The sequence below is a fragment of the Nitrobacter sp. MLSD-S21 genome, from assembly GCF_058809865.1.
Map to the genome: position 1 here is coordinate 231,830 of NZ_JBXASZ010000003.1, position 17,422 is coordinate 249,251.

General features: G+C 59.9%; 14 protein-coding genes and 2 tRNA genes. 8 read left to right on the top strand and 8 right to left on the bottom strand.

Annotated features, from left to right (window positions below):
• Positions 1-158: 158 nt before the first annotated feature.
• Positions 159-680: a hypothetical protein gene (locus AC1RT6_RS11045; protein WP_472790491.1), complete on the top strand. Its 522-nt coding sequence runs from the start codon at positions 159-161 to the stop codon at positions 678-680.
• 158 nt (positions 681-838) lie between these two features.
• Positions 839-1,429: a hypothetical protein gene (locus tag AC1RT6_RS11050; protein WP_472790493.1), complete on the top strand. Its 591-nt coding sequence runs from the start codon at positions 839-841 to the stop codon at positions 1,427-1,429.
• 53 nt (positions 1,430-1,482) lie between these two features.
• Here AC1RT6_RS11050 and rpoD read toward each other — a convergent pair whose 3' ends face one another.
• Together rpoD and dnaG are read right to left on the bottom strand one after the other, a co-directional pair.
• Positions 1,483-3,639 (bottom strand): RNA polymerase sigma factor RpoD, encoded by a 2,157-nt coding sequence (rpoD, locus tag AC1RT6_RS11055; RefSeq protein ID WP_079447488.1) that lies wholly within the window; start codon positions 3,637-3,639, stop codon positions 1,483-1,485.
• 670 nt (positions 3,640-4,309) lie between these two features.
• On the bottom strand, positions 4,310-6,214 hold the full coding sequence (dnaG, locus tag AC1RT6_RS11060) for a DNA primase (RefSeq protein ID WP_079447489.1): 1,905 nt from the start codon (positions 6,212-6,214) through the stop codon (positions 4,310-4,312).
• A 144-nt stretch (positions 6,215-6,358) separates the two neighbouring features.
• Between dnaG and AC1RT6_RS11065 the strand changes: the two genes are divergently transcribed.
• The gene (locus AC1RT6_RS11065) at positions 6,359-6,907 is read left to right on the top strand and encodes a chlorite dismutase family protein (protein WP_079447490.1); all 549 of its coding nucleotides are present in this window, start codon (positions 6,359-6,361) and stop codon (positions 6,905-6,907) included.
• Between the two features lie 220 nt (positions 6,908-7,127).
• Here AC1RT6_RS11065 and AC1RT6_RS11070 read toward each other — a convergent pair whose 3' ends face one another.
• Both AC1RT6_RS11070 and AC1RT6_RS11075 read right to left on the bottom strand, forming a co-directional pair.
• Positions 7,128-7,292 carry a DUF3309 family protein gene (locus AC1RT6_RS11070; protein WP_009798696.1) on the bottom strand — a complete coding sequence of 55 codons (165 nt, stop codon included), beginning with the start codon at positions 7,290-7,292 and terminating at the stop codon, positions 7,128-7,130.
• Between the two features lie 318 nt (positions 7,293-7,610).
• Positions 7,611-8,063, bottom strand: a complete 453-nt coding sequence (locus tag AC1RT6_RS11075) for a GatB/YqeY domain-containing protein (RefSeq protein ID WP_079447491.1) — start codon at positions 8,061-8,063, stop codon at positions 7,611-7,613.
• Between the two features lie 183 nt (positions 8,064-8,246).
• On the opposite strand from AC1RT6_RS11075, the gene carA reads away from it, so the two are divergent.
• Positions 8,247-9,437, top strand: coding sequence for a glutamine-hydrolyzing carbamoyl-phosphate synthase small subunit (gene carA / locus AC1RT6_RS11080; protein ID WP_079447492.1), 1,191 nt, complete (start codon positions 8,247-8,249; stop codon positions 9,435-9,437).
• Positions 9,438-9,481: 44 nt separating this feature from the next.
• Here carA and AC1RT6_RS11085 read toward each other — a convergent pair whose 3' ends face one another.
• Positions 9,482-10,018 carry a Dps family protein gene (locus AC1RT6_RS11085; RefSeq protein WP_079447493.1) on the bottom strand — a complete coding sequence of 179 codons (537 nt, stop codon included), beginning with the start codon at positions 10,016-10,018 and terminating at the stop codon, positions 9,482-9,484.
• A 224-nt stretch (positions 10,019-10,242) separates the two neighbouring features.
• Here AC1RT6_RS11085 and AC1RT6_RS11090 point away from each other — a divergent pair.
• A tRNA-OTHER gene (locus AC1RT6_RS11090) sits at positions 10,243-10,317 on the top strand.
• Positions 10,318-10,610: 293 nt separating this feature from the next.
• On the opposite strand, the gene AC1RT6_RS11095 is transcribed toward AC1RT6_RS11090, so the two are convergent.
• Positions 10,611-10,680 (bottom strand) — tRNA-OTHER (locus AC1RT6_RS11095).
• 153 nt (positions 10,681-10,833) lie between these two features.
• Entirely contained in the window at positions 10,834-11,265 is a 432-nt protein-coding gene (locus AC1RT6_RS11100) for a DUF302 domain-containing protein (RefSeq protein ID WP_079447494.1), read from the bottom strand.
• A 284-nt stretch (positions 11,266-11,549) separates the two neighbouring features.
• On the opposite strand from AC1RT6_RS11100, the gene carB reads away from it, so the two are divergent.
• From carB to AC1RT6_RS11115, 3 genes are all read left to right on the top strand, one after another.
• Positions 11,550-15,014, top strand: a complete 3,465-nt coding sequence (gene carB / locus AC1RT6_RS11105) for a carbamoyl-phosphate synthase large subunit (protein ID WP_493029493.1) — start codon at positions 11,550-11,552, stop codon at positions 15,012-15,014.
• Between the two features lie 348 nt (positions 15,015-15,362).
• The gene (gene greA / locus AC1RT6_RS11110) at positions 15,363-15,839 is read left to right on the top strand and encodes a transcription elongation factor GreA (RefSeq protein WP_079447496.1); all 477 of its coding nucleotides are present in this window, start codon (positions 15,363-15,365) and stop codon (positions 15,837-15,839) included.
• Between the two features lie 515 nt (positions 15,840-16,354).
• Complete coding sequence (locus tag AC1RT6_RS11115) at positions 16,355-16,753, top strand: DoxX family protein (protein ID WP_079447497.1); 399 nt, start codon at positions 16,355-16,357, stop codon at positions 16,751-16,753.
• Between the two features lie 31 nt (positions 16,754-16,784).
• On the opposite strand, the gene AC1RT6_RS11120 is transcribed toward AC1RT6_RS11115, so the two are convergent.
• A complete protein-coding gene (locus AC1RT6_RS11120; RefSeq protein ID WP_173816000.1) occupies positions 16,785-17,264 on the bottom strand; it encodes an Lrp/AsnC family transcriptional regulator in 480 nt (159 codons plus the stop codon).
• Between the last annotated feature and the right edge of the window lie 158 nt (positions 17,265-17,422).

Here is a 17,422-nt window from a genome sequence, read left to right on the forward strand (position 1 = left end):
GCTTCGAAAAGTTGAGATCCACCTCTCAAAGCGCCTCTTTCAATATCCGCTAATCTCCCCGCATGACCACATCCGCCCCCACCTCTGCCTCGACAGCTTATGACCTCTACTACCTGCAGAACGGCAAGCGTTTCTTCTGGCGCAATCCGAACCATGGCGTGACGCTGATCGACGATCGGCGCGACTCCGCGATTGTCTGGCAACCCGAAAAGGGCGAAGCGGGACGGCAGCTCTGGACCGACATCGTCTCGGTGAACATGACGTCCATGACCAGCGGCAAAGACATCGTCAACAATTGCCGCATCAATTTCCGCGATGGCCGCTTTCTCGTCGTCACCGACGGCGGCCCCTCCGGCGAGGTCGATCACGACCGCACGCCGGTCTATCGCGATTTCGTGCGCGCCTTACATCTGCGACTGGCGCAAGCGCCCGCGGGCACCATCGCCTTCAATGCCGGCGCATCCGCAGGACGCCACCGGCTCATGGTGGCGACGGGCGTCTTCGCCGCGCTGTTCTTCGTCGGCACGCCGCTGGTGCTGGTGTTCATCGTGCGGGATTGGCGCGTGTTGCTCACGCTCGCAGCCGGCGCTGCCTTCATCTGGCCGTTCTGGAAAGTGATCGAGGCCAATCGCCCGCGCAGCTACGACCCGCGCCAGCCGCCGGGCGAATTGATGGACTAATAGCGTTTTCGAGCGACGTGGAATCCTGTTCGCTCGAAAACGCTATTGAAGCAGGCCCTGGGTTTCGATTCAGGAACCCGACGCCGCTGCGTGAAAACCAGCCTCGACGTCGCGCGAGAATCCGCTATGCTCCGCACATGATCGAGCCTGCACCTGTCATGGCCTCGATGGCCTATGACCTATATTACCTGGTGAACGGCGAACGCTTGTTCTGGCGCAGCGCGGGCCATGGCGTGTCGCTGATCGACGCGGGGTACAACTCCGCCATCGCCTGGCGCAATCAGACCGGCGAGGCAGGCCGTCAGCTCTGGACTAATATCGTCTCCGTCAATATGCCAGACACCGACAGCAAGGATGCCGTCGACAAATGCCGCATCGATTTTCGCGGCGGCCGGTTTCTCGTCGTCACCGACGCGGGCATTAACGGCAAGGCTGACCGCGTCCGCGCGCCGGTCTATCGCGATTTCATCCGCACGCTGCACGAGCGCCTTGCAGACGCGCCGGAAGGCGACATCCGTTTCACCGTCGGCGTCTCGCAGACGTATCGCAACGCGATGCTGGCGCTCGGCGTCATCGCGCTGCTGCTGTTCGTGGTGACGCCCGCGGTGCTGGTGGTGGACTTTCACGAATGGCGCGCGATCGGTCCGCTGACGGCCGGCGCCACGTTCATCTGGCCGTTCTGGAAGAAGATCGGCACCAACCGGCCGCATGCCTACGACCCGCACCATCCACCGGGCGAGCCGGACTAAAGCGTCGCGCGAGCGCAACGCTTCGTGTTGCACGCGCCCGGGACAAGCGAAAGTTAGTTGTCGAGGAAGCTCCGCAGCTTGCGCGAGCGCGACGGGTGCTTGAGTTTGCGCAGCGCCTTCGCCTCGATCTGGCGGATGCGTTCGCGCGTCACCGAGAACTGCTGGCCCACTTCTTCCAGCGTGTGGTCGGTGTTCATGCCGATGCCGAAGCGCATGCGCAGCACTCGCTCTTCGCGCGGGGTCAACGACGCCAGAACGCGCGTCGTGGTTTCGCGAAGATTGCTCTGGATCGCAGCATCAATGGGGAGCACCGCGTTCTTGTCCTCGATGAAATCGCCGAGGTGTGAGTCTTCTTCATCACCGACCGGTGTTTCCAGTGACAGCGGCTCTTTCGCGATCTTGAGAACTTTCCGCACCTTCTCCAGCGGCATGCCTAGCTTTTCGGCAAGCTCCTCCGGTGTCGGCTCGCGGCCGATCTCGTTCAGCATCTGGCGCGAGGTCCGCACGATCTTGTTGATGGTCTCGATCATGTGCACGGGAATGCGGATGGTGCGGGCCTGGTCCGCGATCGAGCGCGTGATCGCCTGCCGAATCCACCAGGTCGCGTAGGTCGAGAACTTATAACCGCGGCGATACTCGAATTTGTCGACCGCCTTCATCAGGCCGATATTGCCTTCCTGAATGAGATCAAGGAACTGCAGGCCGCGGTTGGTGTATTTCTTGGCGATGGAGATGACGAGGCGCAGGTTCGCCTCCACCATTTCCTTCTTGGCCTGGCGCGCCTCGCGTTCGCCCTTCTGCACGCCCTGCACGATCTTGCGAAACTCGCCGATCTCAAGCCCGGTCAGCGCCGCGAGTTGCTGGATTTCGCCGCGCAATTCCTTGATGCGGTCCTTTTCGTGATGAACGAAATTTTTCCAACCTTTCGCGGAGAGTTTCGATACGCGGTTGAGCCAGCGGGGATCGAGCTCGGAACCCTGGTAGTTCCTTAGGAAATCCTCGCGCGCCACGCCATGGCTGTCTCCCAGCCGCAACAGGCGACCTTCGAACGAGACCAGTCTTTTGTTGATGTCGTAAAGCTGCTCGACCAGAGAATCGATACGCGCCTGGTTCAGGCGCAGCGACTTCACCTCGACGATGATCTCATCCTTCAGCTTCTTGTAGCGGCGCTCCTGGTTCGGCGAGAGCGACTCGTTCTGAAGCTGGTTGGAGATGTCGGCTTCCTGCAGACGGCGCAGTTTCTTGTAGTTGTCGGCGATCTTGTCGAATGTTTCGACCACCTTCGGCTTCAACTCGGCTTCAATGGCTGCAAGCGACATCTGGTTGTCGAAGTCGTCCTCCTCCATATCGCCTTCCGCCGCGGCCGCACCCGGATCCTTCTCGTCCAGGTCAGAGCCCCCGGCCGGCGCAGCGCGGGCGGCACGGAATGGGGTCGGTGACGGCGGTGCCGATGGGGGGGCGGTCACCGTGGATCCAACGCCCTCCTCGCCCGAGGCGGCATCGGAGGCGTCAGCCGACAACGGCTGGCCGTCGGGACCGGTCGGCGGCCCGAGCAATGCCGGGTTCATGCCGCTCTTGGCCTCGGGGCCGGCATAGGTCGCCTCGAGGTCAATGATGTCGCGCAGGAAAATCTTTCCTTCGTTGAGTTCGTCACGCCAGATGATGATGGCCTGAAAGGTCAGCGGACTTTCGCACAGCCCTGCGATCATCGCCTCGCGGCCGGCCTCGATGCGCTTGGCGATGGCGATCTCGCCCTCGCGTGACAAGAGCTCGACGGTGCCCATCTCCCGCAGATACATCCGCACGGGATCGTCGGTACGTTCGCCGGGCTCCGACTTCTTGACCTCGGTGACGGCCTTCTGAGTGACTTCGACCAACTCGTTGTCGGTCTCCTCGTCAGCCTCTTCCTTGTTTTCCTCCTCGCTGTCGGCATCCTCGGATTCCGACACGTTGATACCCATGTCGGAAAGCATCGACATGATATCCTCGATCTGCTCCGGCGAGGTGGTGTCGGACGGCAGCACCTCATTGAGCTGGTCGAAGGTGACGAAGCCGCGTTTTTTCGCCTGCTTGATCATCTTCTTGACGGCGGCGTCACTGAGGTCGAGCAACGGCGACGGCGCGTCCGCGACATCCTTTTCGGGAGCGTCGGCGGCCTTGTCGTCCTTTTCCTTTTCCCTGACCTGCAGCGTCTTTGCCTTGCTCGCCATTCACAGCTCCTGAAACGCACTCATGCGGAAACGCGCCCGCTTCCCCGTGACATCCGCGCCGCGCCCGGCGCTCTTGATCTGCGCCGCTCACGACGCACAAAGGGCGGCGCAACCTCTCGCCACCCCGTCAACCCTCTCTCGAATGATCGTACCCGCGTTGGACTACGTGTCGGATGACTTAGCCTGCCAGCCCTTGACTTTTAATTAACCCTGTTTGCCGCCAAACCTCGGATTTGGCGAGTCTTTATCATGGTTCCGAGTGCCATCGTCCCAACATCATTTGTTTCAGACGATCCAAGCCCGGCGACGGATCCCATCCGCGCACAGGCGCATTCCCCTCCCGCAGGTTCAGCGGCGTTCCAGCGCCATAGGGTCTTTCACCGCTTCACGTAAATCGGTGAAGAGACCCTAACTTTTTGATTTTACGCGTTTTTTCACGCGAACCGAATTCCACTTCGCTCGAAAACGCTATAAGAGTATTCCCTAAGTAAGAAGCGCTGCTGATGATACAAGCCGATCCGCTTGGTATCTGCGACCAAAATGGGCGGAGGTGACCGCGTTTTGTTCCCGACGGGCCGCAAACCCGCAGCAACCTGCTGTATTCCCTCATTATCTCTGTCCTTTTCGGCGTCTCTTTTCGTGCAGGATTCGCCGATTGGCGCCGGACAGCTCACGCGGCGAGATGCATCGTTCCGCCCTGGGGCGCCCAAATGCGGATGATGTCTTCCGCCCACTCCGACAACGCCACTCCCTCGGCGCTAATGCTTTCCTGTTCGGCGTGACCTTCCCGAACCAGATTTAGCAGGCGCGCGACGGCAGATTCGTCTCCTTCTCCGGCATCGAGCCTGGCCCGCTGGATGTCGTCCTCCAGCTCATGCCAATGCAGGATTTTAATGAAGTGATCCAGGCACCCAGACACAAAATCGAGCGGCGGATCGCGACTTAAAATTGGAAAGCGCTCAACCAGCCGATGTCCGCGCGGTTTTCCGTTGCCCGCTTCGCCATGCACAGCTTGCAGCGTGTCATAAAAAACGGGTTTAAGTTTCGTCCAAATATCCGCGACAGATAGCTTTGCGTCGGTAACCAGCAGCTGAAAGAGACTCGTCAAAAAACCATCGAACTCCTCGGGAAAGTGCAAGCGCAGGACGGAATCTTGCTTGTCCTCGAGCAAATCAGGATACTGGACGAGCATCCCGAGAACGACCTTTTGCAGTCCCGACCGCTGCCCCTCGCCACGAAACTTGAGTTCGCTCCGAACGAATTTGGAGCTTGCTTCCTTGTGATTGCGGGTCGGCCCCCGATTGACTTGCCAGAACAGGTTGGCGAGCTGTGTCCGTGACGTTCTGAAAAACGCCGTGTTGACGGCCGGGTCCTGGATCGTCCGGACCAGCGTATAGAGCTTCTGTTCCAGCGCAGCCTGTTTGTCGGGCGTTCGAACGTCCTGACCGTCCGTCTCGCGCTGCCAGAGCACGTCCCACAGCGGCAAGGAGCCTGATAAAACGCTTCTGAATGCCTCGACGCCCTTTTCCCGGATCAGGTCGTCGGGATCTTTTTGTTCGTCCATGAACACGAAGCGGAAGGTCTTGCCGACGCGAAGCAATGGCAGGATGCGGTCAACGGAGCGATAAGCGGCCGCGACACCCGCGCGATCGGAATCGAAGCACACGACAGGCTCGGGAGACAGTCTCCACAGCGTAGCGATCTGCTCTTCCGTGAACGCGGTCCCCATGGTGGCGACCACGGCCTTGATCCCCGCCTGATAGACCGCGATGGCATCCATGTATCCTTCGACGGCAACGACCGAATTGGCCTCGTGCGCCGGCTGGCGCGCGCGATGAAAGTTAAAAACGATCGAGCCCTTGTGAAAGATCGAGGTTTCCGGCGAGTTCAGATATTTGGGCTGTACGTCCTTCTTGAGAGCGCGGCCGCCGAATCCCACGACGCGACCCCGCTGGTCGTGAATCGGAATGATGATCCGGTCACGAAAACGATCGTAAGGAACGGGGATATCATCTCCGGCAACCAACAAGCCGGCTTCGATCATGTCCGCGACCGGGACGCCTTGCGATCCCAGATATTCCTTCAATGCGAAGCGATCGGCGGTCGCGTAACCGATCCGGAATTCGACGGTGCTTGAGGAGATGATGGCGCGATCCGACAGGTAGCCGCGCGCCTGCGCGCCGATACGCGACGCGAGATTTTGCTCAAAAAACTTGGTCGCAAGCTCCATCACCTCGAACAGGGATTTCTGCCGCTGCTCCCGCTGCTCGTCTTCCCGTGAATTGCGCGGCAGCGGAAGCCCCGCCATCGACGCCAGCCGCTCGACCGCTTCGGGAAAAGAAACGCCTTCGGTCTCCATCACGAAGTCGAAGATGTTGCCGTGCTTGCCGGTGGAGAAGTCGTGGTAGAACTGCTTCTGGTCGTTCACCGTGAACGACGGCGTCTTTTCCTGCTGGAACGGCGACAGCCCCTTGAATTCGCGGCCCGCTCGCTTCAGTTTTACGCGCCGGCCCACGACTTCCGAAACCGGAAGGCGCGCCTTGACCTCATCAATAAAGCTGGGCGGGAAACGCATGCGCCGTCTCACTCAATCTCGGCGGCGGGTATAACTGCCTGCCGCCGCCCAGGCGAATCAGCTAGGCCCTTTTTAATATTGTACTACATATGTTCTCATACATATCCCCTGCTTCCCCACCTGTCCACAGACACCGGAAGTGAAATGACGTTCACAGTCTTCACCGCCGGCAACACCGGCGCCTGGAATATCCTGTCAATTGCTCCCGTCACCGGCGAAAGCCTCGGACCAGCGTCTCATCTGGAGATCGCGCCGAGCGCCTCGCTGGGCGGCGCCTCCCCGGCGCCGTGGCAGTTCCGCGGCTTCACCAGCCACGTGCGCTACGTCGAGCGCGCCGAGAAAACTGCGCTGACCTCGGTACAGGCTGGACTGGGACGTGCCGAGGCAACCCGAGCGGCGCTCATTCCCATCAGAAAGTCGGCCGCGTGGTGGGATCTGACCCAGGAAGAACGGCGGAAAATCTTCGAGGATAAGTCGCACCATATCGCCGCCAGCCTCAAATACCTGCCCGCCATCGCGCGACAGCTCTATCACTGTCGCGATTTGGGCGAGCCATTCGATTTCCTGACCTGGTTCGAATACGCCCCTGAACATGCAACGATGTTCGAAGACCTCGTCGGCGTCCTGCGCGCGACCGACGAATGGACCTATGTGGAGCGCGAGGTGGATATTCGATTGACGCGCGCAATATGACAGCACTTGAGGCGCGGACAATGGGCCAGGCGCTTGACGGGCTGCTCCGCGATGTCGAAATGGCGCTGATAACAGCGCTATCGTCCTAAGCGTAGATTTCTTGGGCTCATCCTCTTCGATTCGATGCTGTCACCAGCGTCCGCGACGAAGCGACCCGATTTTCGGCGCACCGGACGGATTGCTTCGTTCGCATGACGGATTCAGCCTGTTGACGCATTAACTAGATGCGTCCCATCAGAATCAGAATCAGCAGGATGACGATTACCAGGCCGAGGCCACCGCCGCCGTAATAGCCGGTGCCGTAAAATGGACCGCCGCCAATTCCGCTGAAGCCACCTAGCAGCGCAATAATAAGAATGATCAGAATGATTGTGCCAATGCTCATGTCGTCCCTCGCTCAGGCTCAGTTATGCATAAGAAACGCGATGAGGATGATCAGCGGGATCGGAATCCCGATTAGCCAGAGAAGAAGTCCGCGTCCGATTCCCATGTTCGCCTCCGTTTTAGTGAGGCGACAACGCGGCGAGCGGAAGGTCGTTCCCGAACAGGAACCGAACTAATATTGCCGCTGACATGGAACCAATTCAGCAAGGGCGCCTCGAAGCGTCGAGGCCAGCGATCGCTCGTGAAGCGAAAGATCGGTTGGGAGTGAAAGATCGGCTTGAGCTGTCCGGTCGAGAAGATAATGAATGCGATCTCGCTGTTACGTCAATGCGGCCTTCACGACGCCGCTGGCCTTGCCGAAATCCATCTGACCGGCGTATTTGGCTTTCAGTGTGCCAATCACCTTGCCCATGTCCTTGATGCCGCTCGCGCCGGTCTCCGCAATCACCGCGGCGACAGCTGCTTTTACATCGTCGTCGGACATCTGCTTCGGCAGGTAGGCCGAGATGACAGCGATCTCGGCGCGCTCCTGCGCAGCCAGTTCCTCGCGGTTGCCCTTTTCGTAGAGTTCGACCGACTCCTGGCGCTGCTTGATCATCTTTTGCAGGACGCCAAGCAAATCGCCATCCGCCAGCGGCGGCTTGCCCTGCCCGCGCGCCTCGATATCGGCGTTCTTGATGGTGGAGTTGACCATGCGCAGCGTGGAGAGCTTGCGCTCGTCCTTGGCCTTCATCGCCTCCTTGACGGCATTGTTGATGTCATCGCGCAGCATCGAAGTCTCCCCTAGTGGTCCAATTCTAACATTTGCATCCCGTTGCGGCCGGGTTCTCGCAAATGTTCAGAATCAAAGGACCACTAGCAGCTATTAGGATCCCAGTGGAGTTCTGAATTTGGCATTCGCTTGCCCGGAACCGGAGTTTGACGCGGTGCAGTAGCCGGGCTATGTCATGCGCTCATGACCCCATCGGAAAATGCTTCAGCTTGGCCGGACCTTGAGCCGACCGCGCTTCTCGTGCTGGCCGACGGGACCGTGCTCAAAGGCTTCGGCCTCGGCGCGGAAGGCCAGGCGGTCGGAGAAGTCTGCTTCAACACCGCGATGACCGGTTACGAGGAAATTCTCACCGACCCCTCCTACGCCGGGCAACTCATCACCTTCACTTTTCCGCATATCGGCAACGTCGGCACCAACGACGAGGACATCGAAACCGTGAACATGGCGGCGACGCCCGGCGCGCGCGGCGTCATCCTGCGCAGCGCCATCACCTCGCCGTCGAACTACCGCGCCGCCAAACACCTCGACGCCTGGCTGAGGGCGCGCGGCATCATCGGTATCTCGGGCATCGACACCCGCGCGCTGACCGCTTTGATCCGCATCCGCGGCATGCCCAACGCGGTGGTCGCCCATACGAAGAACGGACGGTTCGATCTGCATGGATTGAAAAAGGAGGCGCGCGAGTGGCCCGGCCTCGAGGGCATGGACCTCGTGCCGATGGTGACATCGAGCCAGCGCTACACCTGGGACGAAATGCCGTGGGAGTGGAGTAAGGGCTTCAGCCGGCAGGATAGCCCAGAATTCAACGTTGTCGCCGTCGACTACGGCATCAAGAGAAACATCCTGCGCCTGCTCGCCGGTGAAGGCTGCAAGGTTACGGTGGTGCCGGCAACCACCTCGGCGGAAGACATCCTGGCGATGAAGCCAGACGGAGTCTTCCTGTCGAACGGCCCCGGCGACCCGGCCGCGACCGGCAAGTACGCCGTACCAATGATTCGAAAAGTGATCGAGTCGGGCACGCCGACCTTCGGTATCTGCCTCGGTCACCAGATGCTCGGCCTTGCGGTGGGCGCGAAAACCAAGAAGATGCATCAGGGTCATCACGGCGCCAACCACCCGGTCAGGGAGGAGACAACCGGCAGGGTGGAGATCACTTCCATGAACCACGGTTTCACCGTCGACGAGGCGACGCTGCCCAAAGGCGCGAAGCAGACTCACGTCTCGCTTTTCGACGGCTCCAACTGCGGCATCGAACTCGAAGGTAAGCCGGTGTTCTCGGTCCAGTATCACCCGGAAGCTTCGCCGGGACCGCGGGACTCGCACTATTTATTCAAGCGCTTTGCCAGTCTGATGCGCGAGAACAAGTCGGCGTAGATTTACGCCGACTTTGCGTAGCCCAGCAGCGAATACCTGCTCGATCAGGCTTCGTTGCTGCCCTCCTGACGGCTCGCCTCGAACAGGAACCAGGTCCTTCGTTCGGCCGCGTCAATGAAATTTTCGAGCAGGCTTGCGGTCGCAACGTCCTCATACTTGTCGCAAATATCATGGGCCTTGCGCATGGCCGCGGCGACCTTCTTGTTGTCGTTCATCAGCTCGCGCAACATCTCCCGCGGCGGGACATAGCTCTCGTCGTTATCTTCGAGCGTCTGCAGTTTGGCGACTTGCCCGATCGAGCGCAGCGTGGTGCCGCCGATCTTGCGAACCCGCTCCGCTATTTCGTCGGTCGTGCCGAATATCTGCTCCGACTGCTCGTCGAGCAGCAGATGGTAGTCACGAAAATGCCGGCCGCTGACATGCCAATGGAAATTCTTGGTCTTGAGATAGAGCGCAAAGGTATCGGCGAGGATAGTATTCATGGCGGCCGATATCTTACTGACGCCTTCCTGTGAGAGATCGGTCGGCGTGTCGAGTACGGGGTTTACTTTCCGCAAAGCGGAACTTTTGGCTTGGGACACGATGCACCCTCCTAATTGTAATTGGAAAATTCGGCGCGAGGCCGGACAGTCGCTGCAGACCGTCAGACACTATTCAGCGACAAGTGCGCTAACTCGCGAGCCGGCAGAGTGTTCCGGAGGCTGGCCGCAGCCCGGTTGGAGCGGATAGACAGATGCTATGTCGGCATTAACGTTAAGTAGCGGTAAGACTCGCCACCCGACGATTGTTGCGGAATATTGTGGTCGGCCCGGTGGCGGAAGTTCGACGCGGGAGCTGTGCAAAGCTTTTTATCCTGGTTCAAGTCCAGGCTGGGCCTCCAAACTTCTTTACGTGCATAAGCCTCCGACGTGCTGCTGCGGCGCAGCTTCCGGACGTGCATACCCATCCTCACCAAGAAAGAGTTCGCGAGCGCGAGCTTGCCGGTTTTCTAAACCGCTATGCGAGCGACGATGATGCCAGTGACGGTGAAGTGCCCGTGAAAACGCGGCGGAGCAATAACCCCGAACCGTTATAGAATCGTCTGTTGGGAAAAACTGTCCGCTCCCGCGCTAAGCGAGATCGAAAGGCAATTCGCGCGTCATAACACGCGAGGACGAACCCTGATGGTGACGGAGCGGATTCGATGAATCGAACATCGGTCTGCGACCTGGAAGCCGCTGCTTTGCCACTAAGCTAAATCCGCGCAACTACGAACATAGCATATCGCCGACACTCTTGCGCCGGAAGCTAGAATTAACGTTACATTGCAAACCGCTCGACCCGCAGGCGGCAAAAGTTCGACGCCGGAGCGACGCTTTTTATTCTGGTTCAGTCCAGCGGGACCTCATTCTTGAGACTACCCGATTGCGGCATCGGTTGCCGCGGCCAGTTTGCTCTCAAGCCCCTTCGCGGCCGCATAGAGCTTGTCGCTATTCGCATCGAAACCGTGGCGGGCGAAAACAGCCGAAATGTAAGTCGCGTCGTTATAGCTGACGTAGACCTTGCCGGCCTGGTCCTGCCAGACCAGCATTTTTAGCGGTAAATCGATGGCCAACATGGGATGCTGAAGAAACAGCGGCGTTCCGCCTTGTGGGCTGCCCACCACCAGAACCGTCGCCGGAGGCATCTCAAGACCGACAGTCTTGGCCGCGGCGGCGTGATCGAGGCGCGTAAAGACCTTCAGACCGTTCTCCTTCACCGCCGTTTCGAGATGATCCAGCGTGATCTCGAAATGGTGCGCGCTTTGCTTTGTCACCAGATCGGTCGCAGCTTGTGCAAAACCTGCCATAAAAAGACTCCGAAAATTCGACTATGCGTCGCTCGCATGGGGCGTAACATCGCGGATATTCGTCGGCGGCGGCTGAGTTTTCGTACCCTGCCCGACCTGGGCATAGGCGCAAAAGGATTTTTGCGCCTCCAAACCGGGAATTGCCGGTTGATGAAGCCCTTATAATCCTTCCCCACCCGGGAAATCTGGTCTAAAAACAGCCCGCGCGCGAAGATCGCGCTCTTGCTTAAGGGACGCGCGGCTCGCGCGCCCTTTTTTTGTGCCCGATTTCATCCTGGGACTTGATGCCTAAACGCACCGACATCTCGACCATTCTCATCATCGGTGCCGGTCCGATCGTCATCGGACAGGCCTGTGAATTCGACTATTCCGGCACCCAGGCGGTGAAGGCGCTGAAGGAGGAGGGTTACCGGGTCGTCCTGGTCAACTCCAACCCGGCGACGATCATGACCGATCCCGAACTGGCGGACGCGACCTACATCGAACCGATCACTCCCGAAATCGTCGGTAAGATCATCGAAAAGGAACGCCACGTCATTCCCGGCGGCTTCGCGCTGCTGCCGACCATGGGGGGGCAGACCGCGCTGAACTGCGCATTGTCGCTGCGAAGGCAGGGCACGCTGGATGATTTCGACGTTGAGATGATTGGCGCGACAGCGGATGCCATCGACAAGGCTGAGGACCGGCAACTGTTCCGCGAGGCCATGACCAAGATTGGTCTGGAGACGCCGAAATCCCGCCTCGCCAATGCCTCGGCGCTGAAAAAGCAATACCGCGACGAATATCTGGCCAGAAAGGAAACCCTCTCCGGCGATGCACTGGCGGAGCATGAGCGGCAATGGACGCTCGGCGAGAACGAGCGACGCAAGCGCTATCAACAACAGGCGATGGCGGAAGCACTGATGGCGCTGTCCGAGATCGGCCTGCCGGCGATCGTCCGCCCCTCCTTCACCATGGGGGGCAAGGGCGGCGGCATTGCCTACACGCGCGACGAATTCCTCGACATCATCGAACGCGGCCTTGATGCCTCGCCGACCAACGAAGTGCTGATCGAAGAAAGCGTACTCGGCTGGAAAGAGTACGAGATGGAGGTCGTTCGCGACAAGAAAGACAATTGCATCATCATCTGCTCGATCGAGAACCTCGATCCGATGGGCGTTCACACCGGCGACTCCATCACGGTGGCGCCAGCACTGACGCTGACCGACAAGGAATACCAGATCATGCGCGACGCCTCGCTGGCGGTGTTGCGAGAGATCGGCGTCGAAACCGGCGGCTCCAACGTGCAGTTCGGCGTCGATCCTGCCGACGGACGCATGGTCGTCATCGAGATGAATCCGCGGGTGTCGCGCTCCTCGGCGCTGGCATCGAAAGCGACCGGCTTCCCCATCGCCAAGGTCGCGGCGAAACTCGCGATCGGCTACACGCTCGACGAAATCGCCAACGACATCACCGGCGGCGCGACACCGGCATCATTCGAGCCCAGCATCGACTACGTCGTCACCAAAATTCCGCGCTTCGCGTTCGAGAAATTTCCGGGCGCTTCAACCACGTTGACGACCTCGATGAAATCGGTCGGCGAAGTGATGGCGATCGGCCGCACCTTTCAGGAAAGCCTTCAGAAGGCGCTGCGTGGCCTGGAGACTGGCCTTACCGGCCTCGACGAAATCGATATCGAGGGCATGGGCAGGGGCGACGACAAGAACGCGATCCGCGCGGCGCTCGGCACGCCGACTCCTGATCGCCTGTTGCAAGTCGCACAAGCGATGCGGCTCGGCTGGACTGACGAGGAAATCTTCAATTCCTGCAAGATCGACTCCTGGTTCCTCGCTGAGTTGCGAGGCATCGTCGAGATAGAGAACAGGGTCCGCGCCCACGGCCTGCCGGGCAACGCCTTCGGGATGCGCACGGTCAAGGCGATGGGTTTCTCGGATGCGAGACTCGCGGTGCTCTCAGGCAGAACGGAAGCGGAGGTCAAAGCGCTCAGGCGCACCCTCGGCGTGCGTCCCGTCTACAAACGCATCGACACCTGCGCCGCGGAATTCGCCTCACCGACCGCTTACATGTACTCGACCTATGAGTCGCCGTTCGCAGGCGCGGTCGCCGACGAAAGCGCACCGTCGGACAAGACCAAGGTCGTTATCCTCGGCGGCGGTCCCAACCGCATCGGCCAGGGAATCGAGTTCGACTATTGTTGCTGCCATGCCTGCTTCGCGCTGTCGGATGCTGGCTATGAGACCATCATGGTCAACTGCAACCCGGAAACGGTCTCAACCGACTACGATACCGCTGACCGGCTTTACTTCGAGCCGCTGACGGCCGAGGACGTGCTGGAGATCATCGACACCGAACGGCAGAACGGAACGCTGCATGGCGTGATCGTGCAGTTCGGCGGCCAGACGCCGCTGAAACTTGCACGCGCGCTGGAGGCGGCCGATGTGCCGATCCTCGGCACCTCGCCCGAAGCCATTGATCTTGCCGAGGACCGCGACCGATTCAAGCGGATCCTCGACCGGCTGAAACTGAAGCAACCAAAGAACGGCATCGCCTATTCGGTGGAGCAGGCGCGGCTGGTGGCCACCGATCTCGGCCTGCCGCTGGTGGTGCGCCCGTCCTATGTGTTGGGCGGCCGTGCCATGCAGATCATCCGCGAGGAAAGTCAGCTCGGCGACTATCTGCTCGGAACCCTGCCCGAACTCGTGCCGGTCGACGTCAAGGCCCGTTATCCGAACGACAAGACCGGCCAGATCAACACTGTGCTCGGCACCAACCCGCTGCTGTTCGATCGTTATCTCTCCGATGCCACGGAAATCGATGTCGATTGTCTCGGCGACGGCAAGGACACTTATGTCGTCGGTATCATGGAGCATATTGAGGAGGCCGGCATCCATTCCGGCGACTCGGCCTGCTCGTTGCCTCCGCGTTCGCTTGATGCAGCCACGATCGCCGAGCTGGAGCGGCAGACCCGCGAACTCGCGCTCGGTCTCGATGTCATCGGTCTGATGAACGTGCAATACGCCATCAAGGACGGCGAGATCTACGTACTGGAAGTGAACCCCCGCGCCTCACGCACGGTGCCGTTCGTCGCCAAGGTAGTCGGCCTTCCGGTCGCCAAGATTGCGGCGCGGATCATGGCCGGCGAGAAACTCGCCGACTTCAAACTCGGGGCACAAAAGCTCGGCCATGTCGGCGTCAAGGAATCGGTCTTCCCCTTTGCGCGCTTCCCCGGCGTCGACACCGTGCTCGGTCCGGAAATGAAATCGACCGGCGAGGTGATGGGCATCGACCGCTCGTTCGAGATCGCCTTCGCCAAGAGCCAGCTCGGTAGCGGCACGCATCTGCCGCGCAAGGGCACGGTGTTCGTCTCAGTCCGCGAGAGCGACAAAATGCGTATCCTCGCGGCCGTGAAGCTGTTGGCATCTCTCGGCTTCAGGGTGATGGCCACGTCGGGAACGCAACGCTACCTGACCGATAGCGGCGTTCCGGCTGAAAAGATTAACAAGGTTCTGGAGGGACGGCCGCATATCGTGGACGCCATCACCAACGGCGAGGTACAATTGGTGTTCAACACCACTGACGGGCCGCAGGCACTGGCTGACAGCCGCTCGTTGCGGCGCGCCGCCCTCTTGCATAAAGTGCCATATTACACCACTCTTTCGGGAGCCGTGGCTGCCGCGCAGGGTATCCGCGCCTATCTGGGCGGAGATCTTGAGGTTCGCACCTTGCAGAGCTATTTTCCCAAGACTTAGGCCTCAATCGGACTTGATCGGCCCGATAATCGGTCTGCAAGAGCCCTAAAGGAGTGGAACCTGCAGGCTGCGGGAAGGTTTTTGTCGCGGCAGCAGCCAGTCGGCTACTGTCGCGGTCAAGACGGTGCTCCATTGCTTCGACGGGTCCAAAGCGAGCTTCTGAACCCAATTGCATTGGAATCATAGAGTTTCGAATTCCCTTAAGAGTTTGCACTAAAGGGGCCGCAAAGACATGCGAGCGTCGGAGCCGAAACAATAGGCGAATGCGGACTTTACGGCCGGAGGCCCGGACGGAAGCCGCTTCGCACAACGCGGCAATGCCGCCGATGAAGCGAAGGACGAAGTGAGATGATCGATAAGGTTCCGATGACCCGAGGGGGACATGCCGCCCTCGAAGTCGAACTGAAAAAGCGCCAGTCGGTGGACCGGCCGCGGATCATCGAGCAGATCGCCGAGGCGCGGGCGCATGGCGACCTATCGGAGAATGCGGAGTATCACGCCGCAAAAGAAGAGCAATCGCACAACGAGGGCCGTATCGCCGAGCTCGAAGACAAGCTGGCACGCGCCGACATCATCGACGTCAGCAAGCTGTCCGGCGATACCATCAAGTTCGGCGCCACCGTGACGCTGATCGACGAGGACACCGACAAGAAGGCGGTGTGGCAGATCGTCGGCGAAGCCGAAGCTGACGCCAAGCAAGGCCGCATTTCAATCACCTCGCCGCTCGCGCGCGCCCTGATCGGCAAGAAGAAGGGCTCTTCCGTTGAAGTCGTCGCGCCCGGCGGCGCCAAGGCCTACGAGATCGCAAAGGTCGAGTGGCGATAGTCGAAACGATCTTAATGCTGCCCGTATGTCGCGAATAATCCTCGCAGAGTATCGTTTCCTTGATTTACTTTCGCAGAGCAGGACGCGGTATGCGGCTTTTCCGTTTACGTCTCGCAGCCGCGATGGCCTTGGCGATCCTCGCCGGAGCCGCTCTCGCCGCCGATATGGATATCCCGCGACCTCCGCCGACGACGGATATCCCGGTGCAGAAAGGGCCACCGAATTGCAGTCGATGGACCGACGACTGCGTGAATTGCGCACGCGGCTCCGATGGCTCGCCGCCACTTTGCTCGAATGCCGGTTTTTCCTGCCAACCCAAACCCGTGCGGTGCCTGCGGCCTTGACGTTTCCCTGTCCGGTCGCGGCCAGGACGCCAAGACCAAAGTTACGGAAATCAACTTGTTCCAGTTCTGGAACCGGTCGGGGGTCCGGGGTGTTAGAATTCTGCGTCGGCCTGTGACGACAGGGTGACGAGCGGGTATGTTCGGACGTCGTAACCGGGAAAAACCTGACACATGGACCAGATGTTCGCCAAATGGCAGCCGACTGTTCTCAGTTTGCTTCGCTTCATGAGCGGGCTCCTGCTCATGCAGCACGGCACCGCCAAGCTGCTCGGCTTCCCGTCCCTGCCGATGTTCGCCGATCTGCAAATCGCGTCGATGGTGGGGGCTGCCGGGGTCATCGAACTGGTCGGCGGCGGGCTTCTGGTCGTCGGGTTGTTCACGCGGGCCGCGGCCTTCATCACGTCGGGCATGACGGCGGTCGCCTACTTCATGGTGCATGCGCCGCAGAACTTCATGCCGATCGTCAATCATGGCGAACTGGCCGCGCTCTACTGTTTTGTTTTCTTCTACCTGGTGTTCGCTGGCGGCGGTCCCATCAGCCTCGATAAGATGCTTTTCAACAAGAGTTGAAACCAATCAGGCTTTGGCTCACCTTGCGGCCTTAGCCCGGCACCTTCAGCTCCAACGGCACTGCCGGGGAGTATTTGGAATTGTGAAGCACCAGCGAGGTCCGCACGTTGCGCACATGCGGCGCAGCGGTGAGATGCGCGACGAAATCCTGAAATGTGGCCATGTCAGGCGCAACGCATTTCAAGATGAAGTCGACCTCGCCTGACAGCATCCAGCATTCGCGCACGAGCGGCTCGCGACGTACGAACTCCTCAAACGCGCGAAGGTCGGCGTCCGCCTGACTCGACAGATGCACCGACGCAAACACCGTAACCTCGAAACCGAGCCGCTGGGGATCGAGCAGTCCGCGATATCCCTGAATATAACCATCTTCCTCCAGCGTCCGAACCCGGCGCAAGCACGGCGGCGGCGAAATGCCGACCCGTTTCGCCAGTTCGACGTTGGTGATCCGGCCGTCGGCCTGAATTTCGTTCAAAATCTTAAGATCGATCTGGTCCAGACTTTTCGACACACGCATCCAATCCCGAAAGCCGGGGCAAAGGTCGAATCCCGGCAGGTCTTACTTAACGCAAATGGGGACGCTTGCGTAATTTTATTGCGCCAGGTTCACTTTGGTGCTTAGAGGAATTGTTGCAGTGACGGGTTGCATTTTTCGCATAGCTAGCCAGA

What these genes read in the sequence shown, in the direction of transcription:
- AC1RT6_RS11065 (WP_079447490.1), top strand. Translation starts at nt 6,359, where the DNA reads ATGACGTTCACAGTCTTCACCGCCGGCAACACCGGCGCCTGGAATATC.
- AC1RT6_RS11075 (WP_079447491.1), bottom strand. Translation starts at nt 8,063, where the DNA reads ATGCTGCGCGATGACATCAACAATGCCGTCAAGGAGGCGATGAAGGCC.
- AC1RT6_RS11100 (WP_079447494.1), bottom strand. Translation starts at nt 11,265, where the DNA reads ATGGCAGGTTTTGCACAAGCTGCGACCGATCTGGTGACAAAGCAAAGC.
- AC1RT6_RS11115 (WP_079447497.1), top strand. Translation starts at nt 16,355, where the DNA reads ATGGACCAGATGTTCGCCAAATGGCAGCCGACTGTTCTCAGTTTGCTT.
- dnaG (WP_079447489.1), bottom strand. Translation starts at nt 6,214, where the DNA reads ATGCGTTTCCCGCCCAGCTTTATTGATGAGGTCAAGGCGCGCCTTCCG.
- greA (WP_079447496.1), top strand. Translation starts at nt 15,363, where the DNA reads ATGATCGATAAGGTTCCGATGACCCGAGGGGGACATGCCGCCCTCGAA.
- AC1RT6_RS11070 (WP_009798696.1), bottom strand. Translation starts at nt 7,292, where the DNA reads ATGAGCATTGGCACAATCATTCTGATCATTCTTATTATTGCGCTGCTA.
- carA (WP_079447492.1), top strand. Translation starts at nt 8,247, where the DNA reads ATGACCCCATCGGAAAATGCTTCAGCTTGGCCGGACCTTGAGCCGACC.
- rpoD (WP_079447488.1), bottom strand. Translation starts at nt 3,639, where the DNA reads ATGGCGAGCAAGGCAAAGACGCTGCAGGTCAGGGAAAAGGAAAAGGAC.
- carB (WP_493029493.1), top strand. Translation starts at nt 11,550, where the DNA reads ATGCCTAAACGCACCGACATCTCGACCATTCTCATCATCGGTGCCGGT.
- AC1RT6_RS11050 (WP_472790493.1), top strand. Translation starts at nt 839, where the DNA reads ATGGCCTCGATGGCCTATGACCTATATTACCTGGTGAACGGCGAACGC.